At 63.6% G+C, this 13610-nt stretch carries 12 protein-coding genes; 5 read left to right on the top strand and 7 right to left on the bottom strand.

Annotated elements, in window-relative coordinates:
- Positions 1 to 3 precede the first annotated feature (3 nt).
- Positions 4 to 1323 carry an extracellular solute-binding protein gene (locus ACZ9CK_RS15230; protein WP_476050352.1) on the bottom strand — a complete coding sequence of 440 codons (1320 nt, stop codon included), beginning with the start codon at positions 1321 to 1323 and terminating at the stop codon, positions 4 to 6.
- A gap of 273 nt (positions 1324 to 1596) precedes the next feature.
- On the opposite strand from ACZ9CK_RS15230, the gene ACZ9CK_RS15225 reads away from it, so the two are divergent.
- The 3 genes from ACZ9CK_RS15225 to ACZ9CK_RS15215 all read left to right on the top strand — a co-directional run bounded on the left by ACZ9CK_RS15225 (position 1597) and on the right by ACZ9CK_RS15215 (position 5066).
- On the top strand, positions 1597 to 2649 hold the full coding sequence (locus ACZ9CK_RS15225) for a LacI family DNA-binding transcriptional regulator (protein WP_426299890.1): 1053 nt from the start codon (positions 1597 to 1599) through the stop codon (positions 2647 to 2649).
- A 154-nt stretch (positions 2650 to 2803) separates the two neighbouring features.
- On the top strand, positions 2804 to 4075 hold the full coding sequence (locus ACZ9CK_RS15220; protein WP_476050351.1) for a choice-of-anchor P family protein: 1272 nt from the start codon (positions 2804 to 2806) through the stop codon (positions 4073 to 4075).
- 133 nt (positions 4076 to 4208) lie between these two features.
- Positions 4209 to 5066, top strand: a complete 858-nt coding sequence (locus ACZ9CK_RS15215; RefSeq protein WP_426299886.1) for a prephenate dehydratase — start codon at positions 4209 to 4211, stop codon at positions 5064 to 5066.
- A gap of 418 nt (positions 5067 to 5484) precedes the next feature.
- Here ACZ9CK_RS15215 and ACZ9CK_RS15210 read toward each other — a convergent pair whose 3' ends face one another.
- From ACZ9CK_RS15210 to ACZ9CK_RS15200, 3 genes are all read right to left on the bottom strand, one after another.
- Positions 5485 to 6576 (bottom strand): type I restriction endonuclease, encoded by a 1092-nt coding sequence (locus tag ACZ9CK_RS15210; protein ID WP_476050350.1) that lies wholly within the window; start codon positions 6574 to 6576, stop codon positions 5485 to 5487.
- 98 nt (positions 6577 to 6674) lie between these two features.
- Positions 6675 to 6998 (bottom strand): hypothetical protein, encoded by a 324-nt coding sequence (locus ACZ9CK_RS15205; protein WP_476050349.1) that lies wholly within the window; start codon positions 6996 to 6998, stop codon positions 6675 to 6677.
- A gap of 251 nt (positions 6999 to 7249) precedes the next feature.
- Positions 7250 to 9553, bottom strand: a complete 2304-nt coding sequence (locus ACZ9CK_RS15200; protein ID WP_426299884.1) for a transglycosylase domain-containing protein — start codon at positions 9551 to 9553, stop codon at positions 7250 to 7252.
- Between the two features lie 174 nt (positions 9554 to 9727).
- On the opposite strand from ACZ9CK_RS15200, the gene ACZ9CK_RS15195 reads away from it, so the two are divergent.
- Positions 9728 to 10522 carry a DUF2637 domain-containing protein gene (locus tag ACZ9CK_RS15195; protein WP_476050348.1) on the top strand — a complete coding sequence of 265 codons (795 nt, stop codon included), beginning with the start codon at positions 9728 to 9730 and terminating at the stop codon, positions 10520 to 10522.
- A 33-nt stretch (positions 10523 to 10555) separates the two neighbouring features.
- On the opposite strand, the gene ACZ9CK_RS15190 is transcribed toward ACZ9CK_RS15195, so the two are convergent.
- Together ACZ9CK_RS15190 and ACZ9CK_RS15185 are read right to left on the bottom strand one after the other, a co-directional pair.
- Positions 10556 to 10960: a VOC family protein gene (locus tag ACZ9CK_RS15190; RefSeq protein ID WP_426299880.1), complete on the bottom strand. Its 405-nt coding sequence runs from the start codon at positions 10958 to 10960 to the stop codon at positions 10556 to 10558.
- 21 nt (positions 10961 to 10981) lie between these two features.
- Entirely contained in the window at positions 10982 to 11407 is a 426-nt protein-coding gene (locus tag ACZ9CK_RS15185) for a helix-turn-helix transcriptional regulator (RefSeq protein ID WP_476050347.1), read from the bottom strand.
- 153 nt (positions 11408 to 11560) lie between these two features.
- Here ACZ9CK_RS15185 and ACZ9CK_RS15180 point away from each other — a divergent pair, with 153 nt between their 5' ends.
- Positions 11561 to 12100, top strand: a complete 540-nt coding sequence (locus ACZ9CK_RS15180; protein WP_426299876.1) for a DUF1003 domain-containing protein — start codon at positions 11561 to 11563, stop codon at positions 12098 to 12100.
- A 199-nt stretch (positions 12101 to 12299) separates the two neighbouring features.
- Here the strand turns inward: ACZ9CK_RS15180 and ACZ9CK_RS15175 are convergent, their stop codons facing one another.
- Complete coding sequence (locus ACZ9CK_RS15175) at positions 12300 to 13589, bottom strand: D-arabinono-1,4-lactone oxidase (RefSeq protein WP_426299874.1); 1290 nt, start codon at positions 13587 to 13589, stop codon at positions 12300 to 12302.
- Positions 13590 to 13610 lie beyond the last annotated feature (21 nt).

Below are 13610 nucleotides of genomic sequence, written 5' to 3'. Positions count from 1 at the left end.
TGCTTACTTTCCGATCGTCGCGTTCATCGTGGAGACGAACTGCTCGGGGGTGATCTTCTTGAGGAAGATCTGGTCCAGGTTCGCCAGCATGGCGTCGCCCTGTGCGGGGCTCAGGGCCTGGTCCCAGGAGAGGGTGAAGCTCGGCGCGTTCTTGGCCATGCCGTAGACGTAGCTCAGGAAGTCCTTGTCCGGCGAGGCCGCCAGCTTGCCTTCGATGCCCGTGGTGACAGGGACAGCACCGGAATCGATGAGGGCCTGGGTGTCCGCGTCGGTGAACATGCCGCTCTTGACGTAATCGAGGGCGGCCTTCTTTTGGCTGTCAGTGGCCTTGGACGAGATCGACCAGAAGTTGGACGGGTTGCCCACCACGTTGGCCGGATCGCCCTTGCCGCCGGAAACGCTGGGGAACGTGGTGTAGCCCAGCTTGCCGCTGGAGACGAAGTCCGCCGCGTCCTTCTTCAGGCCCTGGTAGATCCAGCCGCCCTGCAGGATCATGGCGGCCTTCCCGGTGTAGAGGAGGGCCTGGTCCGCGTTGCTGTCGGCGGCGATGGAGGAGAAGCCGTTGATGAATCCGCCGGCGTCCACCAGTTCCTGGATCTTGGTCAGGGCCTCCTCGACGGCGGGGTCGGACCAGGCGCCGGGCTTGTTCGCAGCGATGTTGGCAAACACTTCCGGCCCGCCGATGCGCTCCACCAGGTACTCAAGCCACATCAGGTCGGGCCACTTGGACTGGCCGCCCAGCGAGAAGGGGGCGACGCCGGCAGCCTTGAACTTCGGCACGAGCGCCATGAGTTCGTCCCAGGTCCTGGGGGCCTGGGCGCCGACCTTGTCGAAGACTTCCTTGTTGTAATACAGGACCACGGGCTGCACGTTGTTGTTCGGCAGGGCGTAGGTCTTTCCGTCGATCATGCCGTTCTTCAGGACGGAGGGCAGGTAGCGGCTCTTGACGTCCGGGTTGTCCTTGACGAAGTCCGAGAGGTCGGCCACCTGGCCGGCGTCCACATAGGACTTCAGGACGCCGCCGCCCCAGCCGTAGATGAAGGTGGGTCCCTGCCCGGCGCCGACGGCGGTGCGCACCTTGGTCTTGTACGCATCGTTCGCGAAGAAGTCCAGCTTGATGGCTCCCTCCGGATGTGCCTTGTTCCAGGCGTCCACGGACTTCTGGAGCACCGGCTGGTTGCCGCCAGTGAGTCCCCACATGGTGGCCGAATCGGCGCTTACTGCCGAACCTGCAGGACCGCTGGATCCGCAGGCCGCGAGGGAGATTGACACTGCCGCAGCAGTGGCGGCGATCGCTGCAGAGCGCAACGTGAGTTTTACCATTTGCATTTCCATTCGTCCTTCGGGCTCGACGCTGATTGCCCGGCTGTTGGTTTCGGGAGTCCGGCGCTCGGGGAGGCCGTTGCCGTTGGTACTTCCGCTTCGAAATATTTCGACAGTATTTTCGGCCTGTGAAGCAAATCTAACTGTGGCCTTGGTCACGGTCAAGGACTTGGGGGCATAAAGTTCAACCCCTTGACGAAATGCTGGTTGACTTCTTGGGCAGAGGAACACAGACTGTTGCCACCGAAATGTTTCGAAAGAGTCGAGGTGTGTATGGCCGGCAGCGAACGCCCAGCCAAGTTGACATTGGCCGCGATTGCCCGGGAAGCGGGCGTTTCCGCCCCCACCGTCTCGAAGGTGGTCAACGGCAGGGAGGATGTTGCCGCGGACACCCGCGCCAAGGTCCTCACCGCGCTGGAACGCTCCGGCTACAAGTCGCCCCTGCAGCGGAAGAACATCGCCTGGCGGCGGCCGGTAGTGGAAATGGTCCTCGACTCCTTGAACTCCGCATACGGCGTGGAAGTGCTCAACGGCGTGCTGGAGCATGCGGCGGCCTCCGACGTCGAGGTCCTCCTCAACGTGACCGGCGTGCAGGGAGCCTCGCCCCTCGGCCCCGAACAGCGGGCGCAGCGCATCATCGACGAAGGGCGCAGCGGCATGATCGTGGTGACGTCGGCCTTCGGCTCGGAACAGTTGGAGCCGTTTCTGCGGCGGCAGATTCCCATCGTCGTCATCGACCCACTCAACCCGCCCCCGGACGACGTTGTCAGTGTCGGTGCCAGCAACTGGGCCGGCGGCAAGGCCGCGACTGCCCACCTGCTGGGTCTCGGGCACCGCCGGATCGCCTACCTGGGCGGACCGGAGGCTGCGGAATGCAACCAGGCGAGGCTCCATGGCTACATGGCCGCACTCATGGCAGAAGGTGTGCCGGTGGAGGAAAGCTACATCTTCTCGGGGCCTTTCCGGCCCGAGCACGGAGTGGCGGGCATGAAGTCCCTGCTCCAGCTGGAGCAACGGCCCACGGCCATCTTTGCGGCAAGCGACAGCATCGCCCTGGGCGTACTTGCCGAGGCCCGCCGCCAGAAGGTCCGCATCCCCGAGGACATGAGCGTTGTGGGATTCGACGGGACGTACCAGGCCGAAGAATCCGTACCGCCACTGACTTCGGTGTCCCAGCCGCTGCAGGAAATGGGCCGCGCCGCCCTGCGCTTCGTCTTGCGCCAGATGCGCGGCGAAACCCTGGACTCACGCCGCGTGGAGCTCGCAACCCATTTGGTGGTCCGCGAATCCACGGGTAAGGCCCCGAATGGCGGCATGAATTCATAACGGCAGCTTGGATTGAATTTCGTTCCGAGGAGTCACGTATTTAGGCTGCAATTCATGTTTGCGCTGCGAACTGCCATGATTCTGTTGTTAGCACTGAACTGATATCGTGTTATCACCGCGAGAATTGTCTCGTGTTATCTATGGGGAGAAAAGCATGAAACGAACACTGGCCGCGCTATTCGGCGCCCTGACGCTTACAGTTGCCGGGCCCCTCGCCCCGTCGACGGCGGCGACTCCGAGTATTACGCCCGCACAGGTCACCACTGGTTTCTCGGGAATCGCCTATGGTTCCTACATTTACAATTCCGACAAGACACTTACGTCCGGTCCCACTGCTAATTCATCGATTGGCTGCACAGGTCTTACCGGATTGACTTCCAGCAACACCGCCGCAGCCTTGAATGTGCCTGCAGTGGGTGCCGTGGGCGCCGCCGCAACGAGCGTCAGGACGCTGGAAACGGCAACCGGCAAACGCATCGAAGGACGTTCGGTTGTCGGCAGCACCAACCTGCTGGGCGGACTCATCACGGCCGGGACCATTTCGTCCGTGAGTATCGCAGACAAGAACACCGCCGGGGCATTTTCCGGCACGAACCAGACCAATATTGCCAACCTGAAGGTCCTGGGTCTCCCTGTGGCCGCCAACCCGGCCCCCAACACGGTGATTGACCTGAACGTGCCCCTCCTGGGTTCGCTCGGCAAAGTTACGCTGAATGGCCAGGAAAAGAAGCTGGTCAACGGTACTTACCAGGTTTCGACGACGGCGCTGCGCGTCGAGGTCCTCAAGGCCGGAATCGCAGGCGTGAAGGCAGGAACGGACATCCGCCTGGGTGTCAGCCTCGCTAAGCTGACGCCGGCACAGCTTGGCTACGCCACGGGTGCAGGGTTCACGACAAAGACCACCCTGGCGACCGGCCTGCTCGGTTCGGGACCCACCGCGTATGCCGCCCTCAGCTGCGGCGCCGGAACCCAGACGGTAAACCTGGCGGGAGCCACCCTCCCGGGTCTCGCAACGGTGGGCGCCTCCGCGACGACCACCACCACCACCGTCGCTCCAGCCCTCAAGGGCACCGTGACGAATTCCCTTGCCGGGCTCAATGTCCTGAGCGGCGTGATCCAGGCTGACGCCATCAAGGCAGAGACCAGCGCAAGCCGTGCCCAGGCAGGCGGCGTGGTCACCTTGACCGACACCTCCACGTTCACCAACCTCAGGATCGCCGGGTTGCCGGCGATCAATGCCTCTGTTGCCCCCAACACCGTGGTCCAGGTGCCGGGCTTGGGCAAGGTCACTTTGCACAAGGTAACCAAGACCTCCGCGGCAATTATTGTCACGATGGTCGAAATTGTCCTGAACCAGTCGATCGGCGGCCTGCCGACCGGATCGACGATTCAGATCGGCTATTCAAGCGCGGGCATCAGGAACTAGGCGCCCAGCGATCCAGCCAGGGGGTGTCGCCGCAATCCGCGGCGGCACCCTTTTGCTTTGGGCCGCGGCCCGGTGCGTTCATGAACGTACACCGTTTGGGTTCTTCGCAGGGCTCAATGAAACGATGAGCACCATGGTCTCAAAGATTGCCTATCAGGGAGAGCCGGGAGCCAACTCGGACCTCGCCTGCAGGGAAATGTTCCCCGACGCGGAAAGCGTTCCATGTGCCAGCTTCGAGGACGCTTTTGAGCTGCTGTCGACGGGAGCCGTGGAACTGGGGATGATCCCCATCGAGAATTCCATTGCCGGCCGCGTGGCTGACATCCATGCCTTGCTGCCGCAGTCCAAGCTGCAGATTGTCGGAGAGTATTTCCTGCCGATCCGTTTCGACCTGATGGGCGTTCCCGGAAGCAGCATCGAGGAAGCCACCGAGGTCCACAGCCATATCCATGCGCTGGGGCAATGCCGGCGGATCATCCGTGAGGCTGGCCTGAAGCCGGTCATCGCCGGGGACACCGCGGGTTCCGCGCGGGAAGTGCGCGAATGGAACGACCCCCGCAAGCTGTCCCTGGCTCCGCCCCTCGCGGCGGAACTGTACGGGCTCGAGGTCCTGGCCTCCGGCGTCGAAGATGATCCGAGCAACACCACCCGCTTTGTGGTCCTCACGCAGGAACGGCCGCTTCCAACCAAGGAGGAATTGCCCGGCCCGGCGATTACGAGTTTCGTCTTCCGCGTCCGCAACGTTCCGTCGGCCCTGTACAAAGCCCTCGGCGGTTTCGCCACCAATGGCGTGAACATGACCCGGCTGGAAAGCTACATGGTGGGCGACGAATTCGCCGCCACGATGTTCATGACCGATGTCGAAGGACATCCGGAAGATCCCCGGCTTCGCCGCGCCCTGGAAGAACTCGAATTCTTCACCACGGAAGTACGGATCCTCGGGGTGTATGCCGCGGATGCCTATCGCGCCAGGCGGGCGGACAATTCCTGAGGGCTGCCGGCTTTCCTGGAAGCGGAAGTTGAGAACCGCGGCAGCGAAAACGACGAATGCCCCCGCCAGAACCCAGGCGGCACGGAACAGCGCCGCCCTCTGTATCCTCTGCTGGAGCGCGACGGACTTGGCCTGCAGCGGACCGGGTCAATCCCCGGTGGAGGGTTCCGGTGCCAGGTCCGCGGATTGTTGGCAACTGACGCGAACAGTTCGGCTTTCGCCATTGACAGCAGTTGCGGCTGTCGCGTGAGCCAGCGGACGGGTTGCTGAGACGTGAGGACCACGACGCCGGCGGGCCGCTCCTTGATGGTCAGGCTTTTTGCACCGAAAAATCACCAGAACGCCGGTGACGGGGCGGGCGTGCCCGTTGCCGAGCTCAGCGGCTTGGGAGGCGGCCACGCCGCCTCCCTCGCATCCCTCAGAGATAGTTCTTCACACTCGCACGGAGCACCTCGGTGTGCTCATAGATCTCCTCCAAGGAGTCGATAGGCACTCTGGTTTCTTCCTTGTTGGCGTCGAAGAGACCAATGTACTTTTGTGCGCGATTGAAATGAAGTCGCGCGATCGGCTTGCGATTGTTGTCATCGAGCAGGACTGCGAAATAGGACTTCGCATCACGCTGAACAACCCGGGCTGGTTTGACCTCGCTGCACACAATTGCGCGGACAATCTGATAGCCCTCAATTTCCTCGAGTGTTGTCTCGATGCCGTCCGCTTCCGCGAGATCTGCCTCGACCACCGGTTCGCTGGTGACTTCCGGGGCGACGATGGTTTCGTCGGAAGCCACAAACGACTGGGCTCCGAGCGCTTTCTTTAGGCGCTCATTGACCTGGTCGTTGAGGAACTGTTTTGCGGCCTTCGATACGAGGATGGTGAACTGTTCCCGCACCTTCTGTGTATAGGCGCCGGTGTAGACCCGCGCCGTCAGGAACTTCACCCACTCGTCTTCAGGCTCTTTGAATTGTGCAGCCAGGGTCCGCTTGAGTTCCCCGATATATTTCAGTTCACCGGCCGCACTGATGATGGAATCGAGATCGAAGACTTCCTTCGAAAGTTTCTGCAGTTCCGGGATTAGCGACTCATCTATATCGTTCAGGTCCAGCACAAGGAAGGGTTTGGCGTCCATCCGGTTCGGAGCGTCAAGATCCGTGTAGAAATGATAGATTTCACCGTTCGTCAGGATCGCAATCCGGGCGTTGGTAACTGCGAAGTACCGGTACAGCTGCGAAGCGTGCTCGATCCGCACGGGTCCGATGGACTTCTTGCACTCGATGAGAATTTGGACGTCACCATCCTTCATGATGGCGTAGTCGATCTTCTCACCCTTCTTGATCCCCACGTCGGCAGTGAACTCCGGGACAACCTCGAGCGGATTGAACACGTCGTATCCAAGAATCGAGGAGATGAACGGCATGACGAATGCGTTCTTGGTTGCTTCCTCGGTTTCGATTACCTCACGCTGTTGCCGTACCTTTGCGGCCAGTGCCGTGAGCCGTTCTGCGAATTCCATTCGTCCCCCTATGATCGATGCTCGGACGAACTCACAGTAGCCGAGCCGTCAGGCAAAATGACGCAGGCCAAGCAGGAGTTGCCCGCACCATTTTCCCATCAATTCACCGGCCGGATCACCAACGGGACAACCGGAATGACGCATGACATTCTGGCGATGCCGGGATCTCCGGCGCCCTGGCGCTTCAGCCGGTTATTCCTACCCGTGTCATCGCACCAGTCGAGCTGATGGGGCACGGCGGTGACCCCGGCTTTGCCGGGCTTCATCCCGGCCGGGACTTTGAACGAAAAGGTGAATCCGCCGTCGTTGCTCATAGATCCGGTCCGTTTGAAGATTTCCCTGCCCGCGGCATCGGTGAGGGAAATTTCAATCCTTGCTTCCTTCCCGTAGCTCGGATTGCAGTTGGCGTCCGGGGCGGACACGGTGACCTGTTCGCCGGGCCGGGCGGTCGCCGGCTGCACTGAATACTTCGGCGGAAAGCATGCCGGCGGAGGAACGGGGTACCCCGAGCAGGACCCGAGGGCGCCGCACACAACTGCCGATGCAAGAAGGAAGAAAACCACAAAGCCGGTCCGGCGCGCCATTTATCGATTTTCCCGTCGTCGATGAAATTGCTTCAAGGGCAATTTGCTTGCAGTTCGGCGGCAATTCCATCTCGGAAGCAAATGCAGCGTCAGCGCTTGGGCGGCTTGGGTTTCGGCGCGGGGGCAGGTGCCGGCGCGGGCGTCGGCGTAGGCGAAGACTCGGGCACAGGAGTGGCGTCTACCTTCTTGACAGGCGCCGGGGCAGGTGGCGGGCCGACCTTGCTGGGGCGCGGGCCGGGGCCGCGCATCATGGACTCCGGCGGATCCGGGAACTTGCCACCCGGGTAGAGCCGTACCACGTTCACCATGTAGTTGGCCCACTGCGGGCCGGCGATCATGTAACCGTCAAGCACCTTGTAGAACTTGCCGTTGATGGTGACGTTGCGGCCCTCGCGCGTCTGGCCCTTGGAGGTGTCGCCGAAGAACGACGCCGTTGCGAGCCCGCGCGTGTAGCCCACCACCCAGGTGGCGCCGTTGGTGTTGGACGTTCCGGTCTTGGCTGCGGTGGGCATCAGGTCCTGGACCTTCGGGTGGATGTACCAGCCGGAGCCTTGGACCAGGACGTCCTGGAGCACGGCGTTGACGCCGCGGGCCACTTCCGGTTTCACGGCGTCCCGGCAGCTTGCGCGGTCCGCGGCCAAGTGGCGGCCGTCATGTGCCACCACCGAAACCAGGGCGATCGGCTCGCAGTAGCGGCCGTCGTTGGCGAAGGTGGAGAAGGCGCTGGCCAGGTTGAGGGGGGAGACTCCGATGGCACCGAGCAGGTTGCCCAGCTGGTGCATGTTGATCTGCGCCCGGTCCAGCCCGCTGTGCAGGCCCACGGCGTCCACCATCTTCTGGATGCCGCAGAAATCGAGCTGGGCCGCGGTGGCGAAGGTGGCGGTGTTGATCGAGTTGAACAGGCCGTAGTTGATGGGCATCGGCCGGTAGTAGCCGGGATCGTTGTTCTGCAAGTCGTCGTCGGCACCCTCATTGGCGGCCTTCTGCGCCGAGCTGTAGCCGCCCAACACCCGCTGGCCGCAGCTGGACCGCCACGGGAACCCCACCGGATAGACCCGCCGCGAAGCATCCACGATCGCATTCAGCGGCTTGCCCTCGTTTAGCCACTCCGCGAAGGTGAACGGCTTCATGGTGGAACCGGGTTGGAAGCCGCCTGCTCCACTGAGGTCGTAGCCGTTGGCGTCCCGGGCATCGACATTGAAATTCAGCTGGGTATCGAACTTCCCCGGCGCAGGCAGGAACACGGTGTTCTGCGCCATCGCCAGGATCCGTCCCGTGCCCGGTTGCACGGTCACCAGGGAGGCTCCCCATTTGTCCGGGTTGGCGCCGGCCGACAGGTTCACCTGCGTCTGGGCCGCGGCCTGCAGCCGGCTGTCCAGGGTGGTGGTGATGGTCAGCCCGCCCCGGTACAGCAGCTTCTCGCGGTCATCGACGGTAGCGCCATAGGCCTTGTTGTTCAGGATCAGGTGCGCCACGTAGTCGCAGAAGTAGGGCGCCATCGCGGCCCCGGCGCAACCCTGGCGGGCCGGCGTGACCTTCAGCTTCAACGGAGTGGAGGTGGCGGCGTCGTACGCCTTCTGCCCGATCACGCCCTGGGCGAGCATCTTGGACAGGACCACGTTCCGCCGCTCCACGGCGGCCTTCGGATTCGCGATCGGGTTGTAGTAGCTGGGGCTGTTTACCAGCCCGGCCAGCAGGGCGGCCTGCGGCAGGGTGAGGTTTTTGGCCGAGGTGCTGAAGAACAGCCGGGCCGCGGCCTCGATGCCGTACGCATCCCGGTTGAAGAACACGATGTTCAGGTACCCCTCCAGCACCTGCGCCTTGCTGTACTTCTTCTCCAGTTCCAGGGCCAGCTTCATTTCGCGCAGCTTGTCCAGCAAGGTCTTCTGGTTGCCCAACACTACTTCATCGATCCGCCCGGCGGAGAGGCGCTGCTCGTTGAGCACGTTGGCCACATACTGCTGGGTGATGGTCGAGGCGCCCTGGCGGTCCCCGCCGCTAAGGTTGACCCGGAGCGCCCGGATGATGCCCTGCGGATCCACGCCGGTGTGTTCGTAGAAGCGGTTGTCTTCCACCGCCACGATTGCCTGGCGCACGTAGGGCGAGATGTTCTCCAGCTTCACCGGCACCCTGTTTTCGGCGAAGAAGGTGGCGATCAGCTTCCCGTCAGCGCTCAGCACCCTGCTGGATTGCGACGGCGGGCCCACCTGCAGCTCGGCCGGCAGCCCGTTGAAGTAGGAGACGGATCCACCGACTGCGAACCCCGTGGCCGCGATCACCGGCACCACCAGGCTGGCCGACAGGACCCCGCCGATGACGCTCAGGACTAAGTATCCGAAGACCCTGCCGAGGGTCGTCGCCACTGTGAATTTTGGACCATTCCTCATCGTCATGCCCCAGACCCAATTCCCAGCCATTGGCCTGTCAATTCCCAGCCATTGGCCTGTCCCGGATTCCTGAACCCCGGCTTAAGGCCAGACTACGCCCGGAATCCGCCAACAGGGGAGAGGGCACGGGCGGCCTGGCCATGGGAATTCGAGGGCGGCTCCGGCCGGTAAAATCATCCGGTGAACACCACGATCCCCAACGAGCCGCACAAGGCCGTACTCCTCACCGCGGTCGGCACCACTGTGGTGATCGCCGTCGGCGCCTTCATCCTTTCCTTCGCGGCCCTGACCGATCTTGCGCAGCGCTCCGGCATCGAAGCCCACCTGGCTTGGATCTGGCCCATCATCGTGGACGGCATGATCGTGGCCTCCACGGTGGCGATCGTGGCGCTGAACGGCCACAGCCGCCGGGCCATGGTCTACCCGTGGACGCTGCTCTTCTTCGGCGCGATCGTTTCCACGGCGGCCAACTCCGTCCATGCCATCCTGACCGTGGACGCGATCCGTTCCGGCATCCCGCCGGTCGTTTCCGCGCTTGTTGCCGCGATGCCGCCGGTGGTGCTCCTGGCCATCACCCACCTCACGGTGCACATGTACCAGAAGCGCGCGGAGGTCGCCGAACTGCACCGCGAGCGGGCTGCCCAGGAGCAGGCCGAGCTTGACCAGATCGAGTGGGAGCGGGCCGCGCTCGAAGAGGCTTACCTCGCCCCGGAGTACCACGCGCCGGAATATCTCGCCCTGCACGTGCCGCCCGCGCCGACGGCTGCCCCGGTGACCGCCGCAATTCCGGTGCAGGCGCCCGCACGGCGGGAGGACGACGTCGCCCCGGCCCTTTATGAGGAAATGGTCCAGGCGCTGGAGCCGGTGGATCCGGCCCCCGCGGACAGTGCCGGCGTCAGCTTCTCCGATGAGGAGCTGAGCCAGGAAGACCTGCCCGACGACGATCCCCGGCTCCGCACTCCCGTCAAGGCCTGAGGCGCGTGGGGTCAGCAGCCTGTCGGCTGATTGCTACGCCGTCTGGTTGAAGCGGACGTGGTTGCCGGACGGGTCGCGGAACGCGCAGTCCCGCGGACCCCACGGCTGGTCGATCGGTTCCTGCAGCACCTCGGCACCGGCGGAGCGGAGATGTTCGAAGGTGGCGTCGACGTTGTCGGTGCGGAACACGATCACGGGCAGCACGCCCTTGGTCAGGAGCACCTGGAGGGCGTCGCCGTCGTCCTTGGACCGGCCGGCGTGCGGCTCGGAAAGCACCAGTTCCAGGTCCGGCTGGGAGGCGCTGCCGAGAGTGACCCAGCGCTGCCCGTCGGAGCCGACGTCGTTGCGCACCTCGAGGCCGAGCGCGTCACGGTAGAAGGCGAGCGATTCGTCAAGGTCGTTGACAGTGATCTGTGAGTACTGGAGTGAAATGTTCATGCCTCAAAGCTATTGCGGCGTTCAGGCGGATGCTTCTTCAATCCTGCTCGGCTTGCGGTCCGGCTTTGTGCGCTGCCTGGCGATGCAGGAAGGCATGGCCTTCACTGCCTGGTGCTCCCGGTCGCGGTAGGCGCTGGGTGTCATGCCTACCACCTCGGTGAAGCGGGAACTGAAGGACCCCAGCGAGGTACAGCCAACCTCCATGCAGGCGTCGGTGACACTGCTGCCGGCACGCAGCAGGGCCATGGCCCGCTCGATCCGCCGGGTCATGAGGTAGTTGTAGGGCGTCTCCCCGTAGGCGGCCTTGAACTGGCGCGAGAAATGCGCCGGCGACATGAGCGCACCGCTGGCCATCGTGGGCACATCCAGCGGACGGGCGTACTCGCGGTCGATCAGGTCCCGCGCCCGGCGCAAGAAGGCCAGGTTGGCCAGTTCCTGGGGAGTCATGCGGCCAGTTTAGTGCCCAAGCTGTCGTCTGTAGCTGACACGCGTACATTCTGGTTCTTGAGTCACCGCTTGGTCCTGCGATTAGGCGCAAGGCGGCGCTAGGCTCGCTCTCAGAGGCGGGACGGGCTCGCCGCTAGCCAAGGGATTGAACCCATGACACAACAGACTGGAACCAAACCGACGTCAACGACGGGCGCTCCTGCGCACCCGCGATCGTATCTGAGACCTACACGGTTGCTCTCCCAAAGCGAGCCGGCAAAGCTGCACCCATCGGTCCTGGCCGAGGCCGAGCGCCGGGCCGCAAGCATTCAGCTTCGAGTCGCGGATGCAATCACGGCCTTCGCCGGATCGATGAACTTCGTCTACTTGCATGTGTTGCTTTTCGCTGTATGGATGCTCGTGTTCGAGCAAAGCCCGTGGCCGACGTTGACGCTGATCGTCTCGCTCGAAGCGATCTTTCTCTCGACCTTCGTCATGATCGGACAGAACCGTCAAGCGGCTTTCCAACAGGTGAAGGCAGACCATGATTACAACGCCCAGGAGCAACTGCTCGAGGAGAATACTGAGCTGACGCGTGCGATTCACAAGCTCACCGCCCAGATCCACGAGCGGATCCTCGCGGACGTCACCGCATCTACTCGGGAGGCGGCTGCCGCTGTTAAGCCGCAGCAGGATGGCCCGGCGGGTCACTAGACCAGATGAGCTGTGAAAAAAGGGACGAACGTCAAGGTTTTGCCGTTGCCTAGGAAGAGGCTCGAAGAGCCGAACTGGACCGTCGGAGCAGGCAACTGTAATTTGCCCGAATCGGAAGTCGTACCCCTTGGGCACGGGCGTCACTTACGGCCCATTCCGCCGGGCAAAATGGGCCGTAAGTGACGCCGCGTCGGGAAAGTCAGCCCACCAGCGCGCGCGTGTGGTCGTTGAGGAACACTCCGCGGGGATCGAATTCCCGGCGGACCTGGATGAAGGTATCAAGCTCGGGGTAGAGCCTTTCCAGGCGGCTGCGGCTCATGAAGTGGATCTTGCCCCAGTGTGCGCGGGGCTCGAACTCCTGCAGCAGGGCGTCGGCGTCACGGAAGAACGGCCAGTAGTCCGTTCCGGGTTCGGTGGTGAGGGTGATGACCGTGGTGTCCCGGCCCTGGAACTGCGACAGGTAGCCCTCGTCCGCCTTCACCCACCGCACCTCCACCGGGTACTGCTGGTCCGGGTGCTTGGTGCGGATGAGATCCTGGATGGCCTCCGTGGCCGCCAGCCCGTGCCCGGTCGGGACGAAGTATTCCAGCTCGTGGAACGGCGTGGTGAAGCCGCCCGGATAGATCCTGTAGGAACGGTCCAGGCGCTTGCCTTCGACGCCGGAAATGCCGCTTTCGTCCTTGAGTTCGACGACGTTGTACCGCTTGGTGTAGCTCCGGTTGCTCATGCGCTCGCCGGGAGCGCCGGGCAGATCGAGGAGTTCCGCGGAGCCTTCGCCGGGGCACCACAGGAAGGAGTAGTGCCGGTTGCCGGCGATGTCCGCATCCCAGCCGGCCACGGTCTCGGCCCAATCGGGGTAGGTGATTTCCTCCTGCAGGTAGTAGGCCTCCTCGACGGCGAGCTCCACCTCCAGGAAGATGCCCAGTGTCCCGAGAGCAACCTGCGCTGCCCTGAGTTCGCGGAGCTGGCCTTCGCCGATTTCGACGATCTCGCCGTGGCCGTCGATCAGCCTTACCGAGCGCAGCGCCGAGGAGAAGCTGCCCAGCCCTATCCCCGAGCCGTGGGTGCTGGTGGACAAGGCGCCTGCGATCTGCTGCTTGTCGATGTCGCCCTGGTTGGCCAGTGCAAGGCCCTGTTCCCAGAGCGGATCGCCGAAGGCGTTGATCGTGGTCCCGGCCAGGGCCCGCACACGCCGGTTTTCGCGGTCGGTCCCGGTGATTCCCGCCATGGCCGCCATGTCCAGCAGCACCCCGCCCGTCTGGACCAGCGGGGAGGAGGAGTGCCCCGAGCCCACGGCACGGACCGGCAGCCCTTCCTTGATGGCGAAGCGCACTGCGGCCAGGGCCTCTTGTTCGTTGCCCGGCCGCACGGTGAAGGCTGGTGTGGCGTGCTGGTTCCCTCCCCAGTTGCTCCAGGGCACGTCCGTGCCGAACGGGACCGGCGGGAAGGCCGCGTCTGCCAGGGGTCCGCGGGTGGGCGCGTTGCTCATTTCAGGCTCCGATCTTCGGGT

This window comes from Arthrobacter sp. TE26545 (genome assembly GCF_056279005.1).
The sequence above is the reverse complement of the archived record's forward strand: the minus strand, read 5'-3'. Positions and strand labels throughout refer to the sequence as shown.

Excerpts from the sequence above, each read along its gene's own strand:
- ACZ9CK_RS15185 (WP_476050347.1), bottom strand. The coding sequence starts at position 11,407 with ATGACTCCCCAGGAACTGGCCAACCTGGCCTTCTTGCGCCGGGCGCGG.
- ACZ9CK_RS15175 (WP_426299874.1), bottom strand. The coding sequence starts at position 13,589 with ATGAGCAACGCGCCCACCCGCGGACCCCTGGCAGACGCGGCCTTCCCG.
- ACZ9CK_RS15190 (WP_426299880.1), bottom strand. The coding sequence starts at position 10,960 with ATGAACATTTCACTCCAGTACTCACAGATCACTGTCAACGACCTTGAC.
- ACZ9CK_RS15180 (WP_426299876.1), top strand. The coding sequence starts at position 11,561 with ATGACACAACAGACTGGAACCAAACCGACGTCAACGACGGGCGCTCCT.
- ACZ9CK_RS15215 (WP_426299886.1), top strand. The coding sequence starts at position 4,209 with ATGGTCTCAAAGATTGCCTATCAGGGAGAGCCGGGAGCCAACTCGGAC.
- ACZ9CK_RS15220 (WP_476050351.1), top strand. The coding sequence starts at position 2,804 with ATGAAACGAACACTGGCCGCGCTATTCGGCGCCCTGACGCTTACAGTT.
- ACZ9CK_RS15230 (WP_476050352.1), bottom strand. The coding sequence starts at position 1,323 with ATGGTAAAACTCACGTTGCGCTCTGCAGCGATCGCCGCCACTGCTGCG.
- ACZ9CK_RS15200 (WP_426299884.1), bottom strand. The coding sequence starts at position 9,553 with ATGACGATGAGGAATGGTCCAAAATTCACAGTGGCGACGACCCTCGGC.
- ACZ9CK_RS15210 (WP_476050350.1), bottom strand. The coding sequence starts at position 6,576 with ATGGAATTCGCAGAACGGCTCACGGCACTGGCCGCAAAGGTACGGCAA.
- ACZ9CK_RS15225 (WP_426299890.1), top strand. The coding sequence starts at position 1,597 with ATGGCCGGCAGCGAACGCCCAGCCAAGTTGACATTGGCCGCGATTGCC.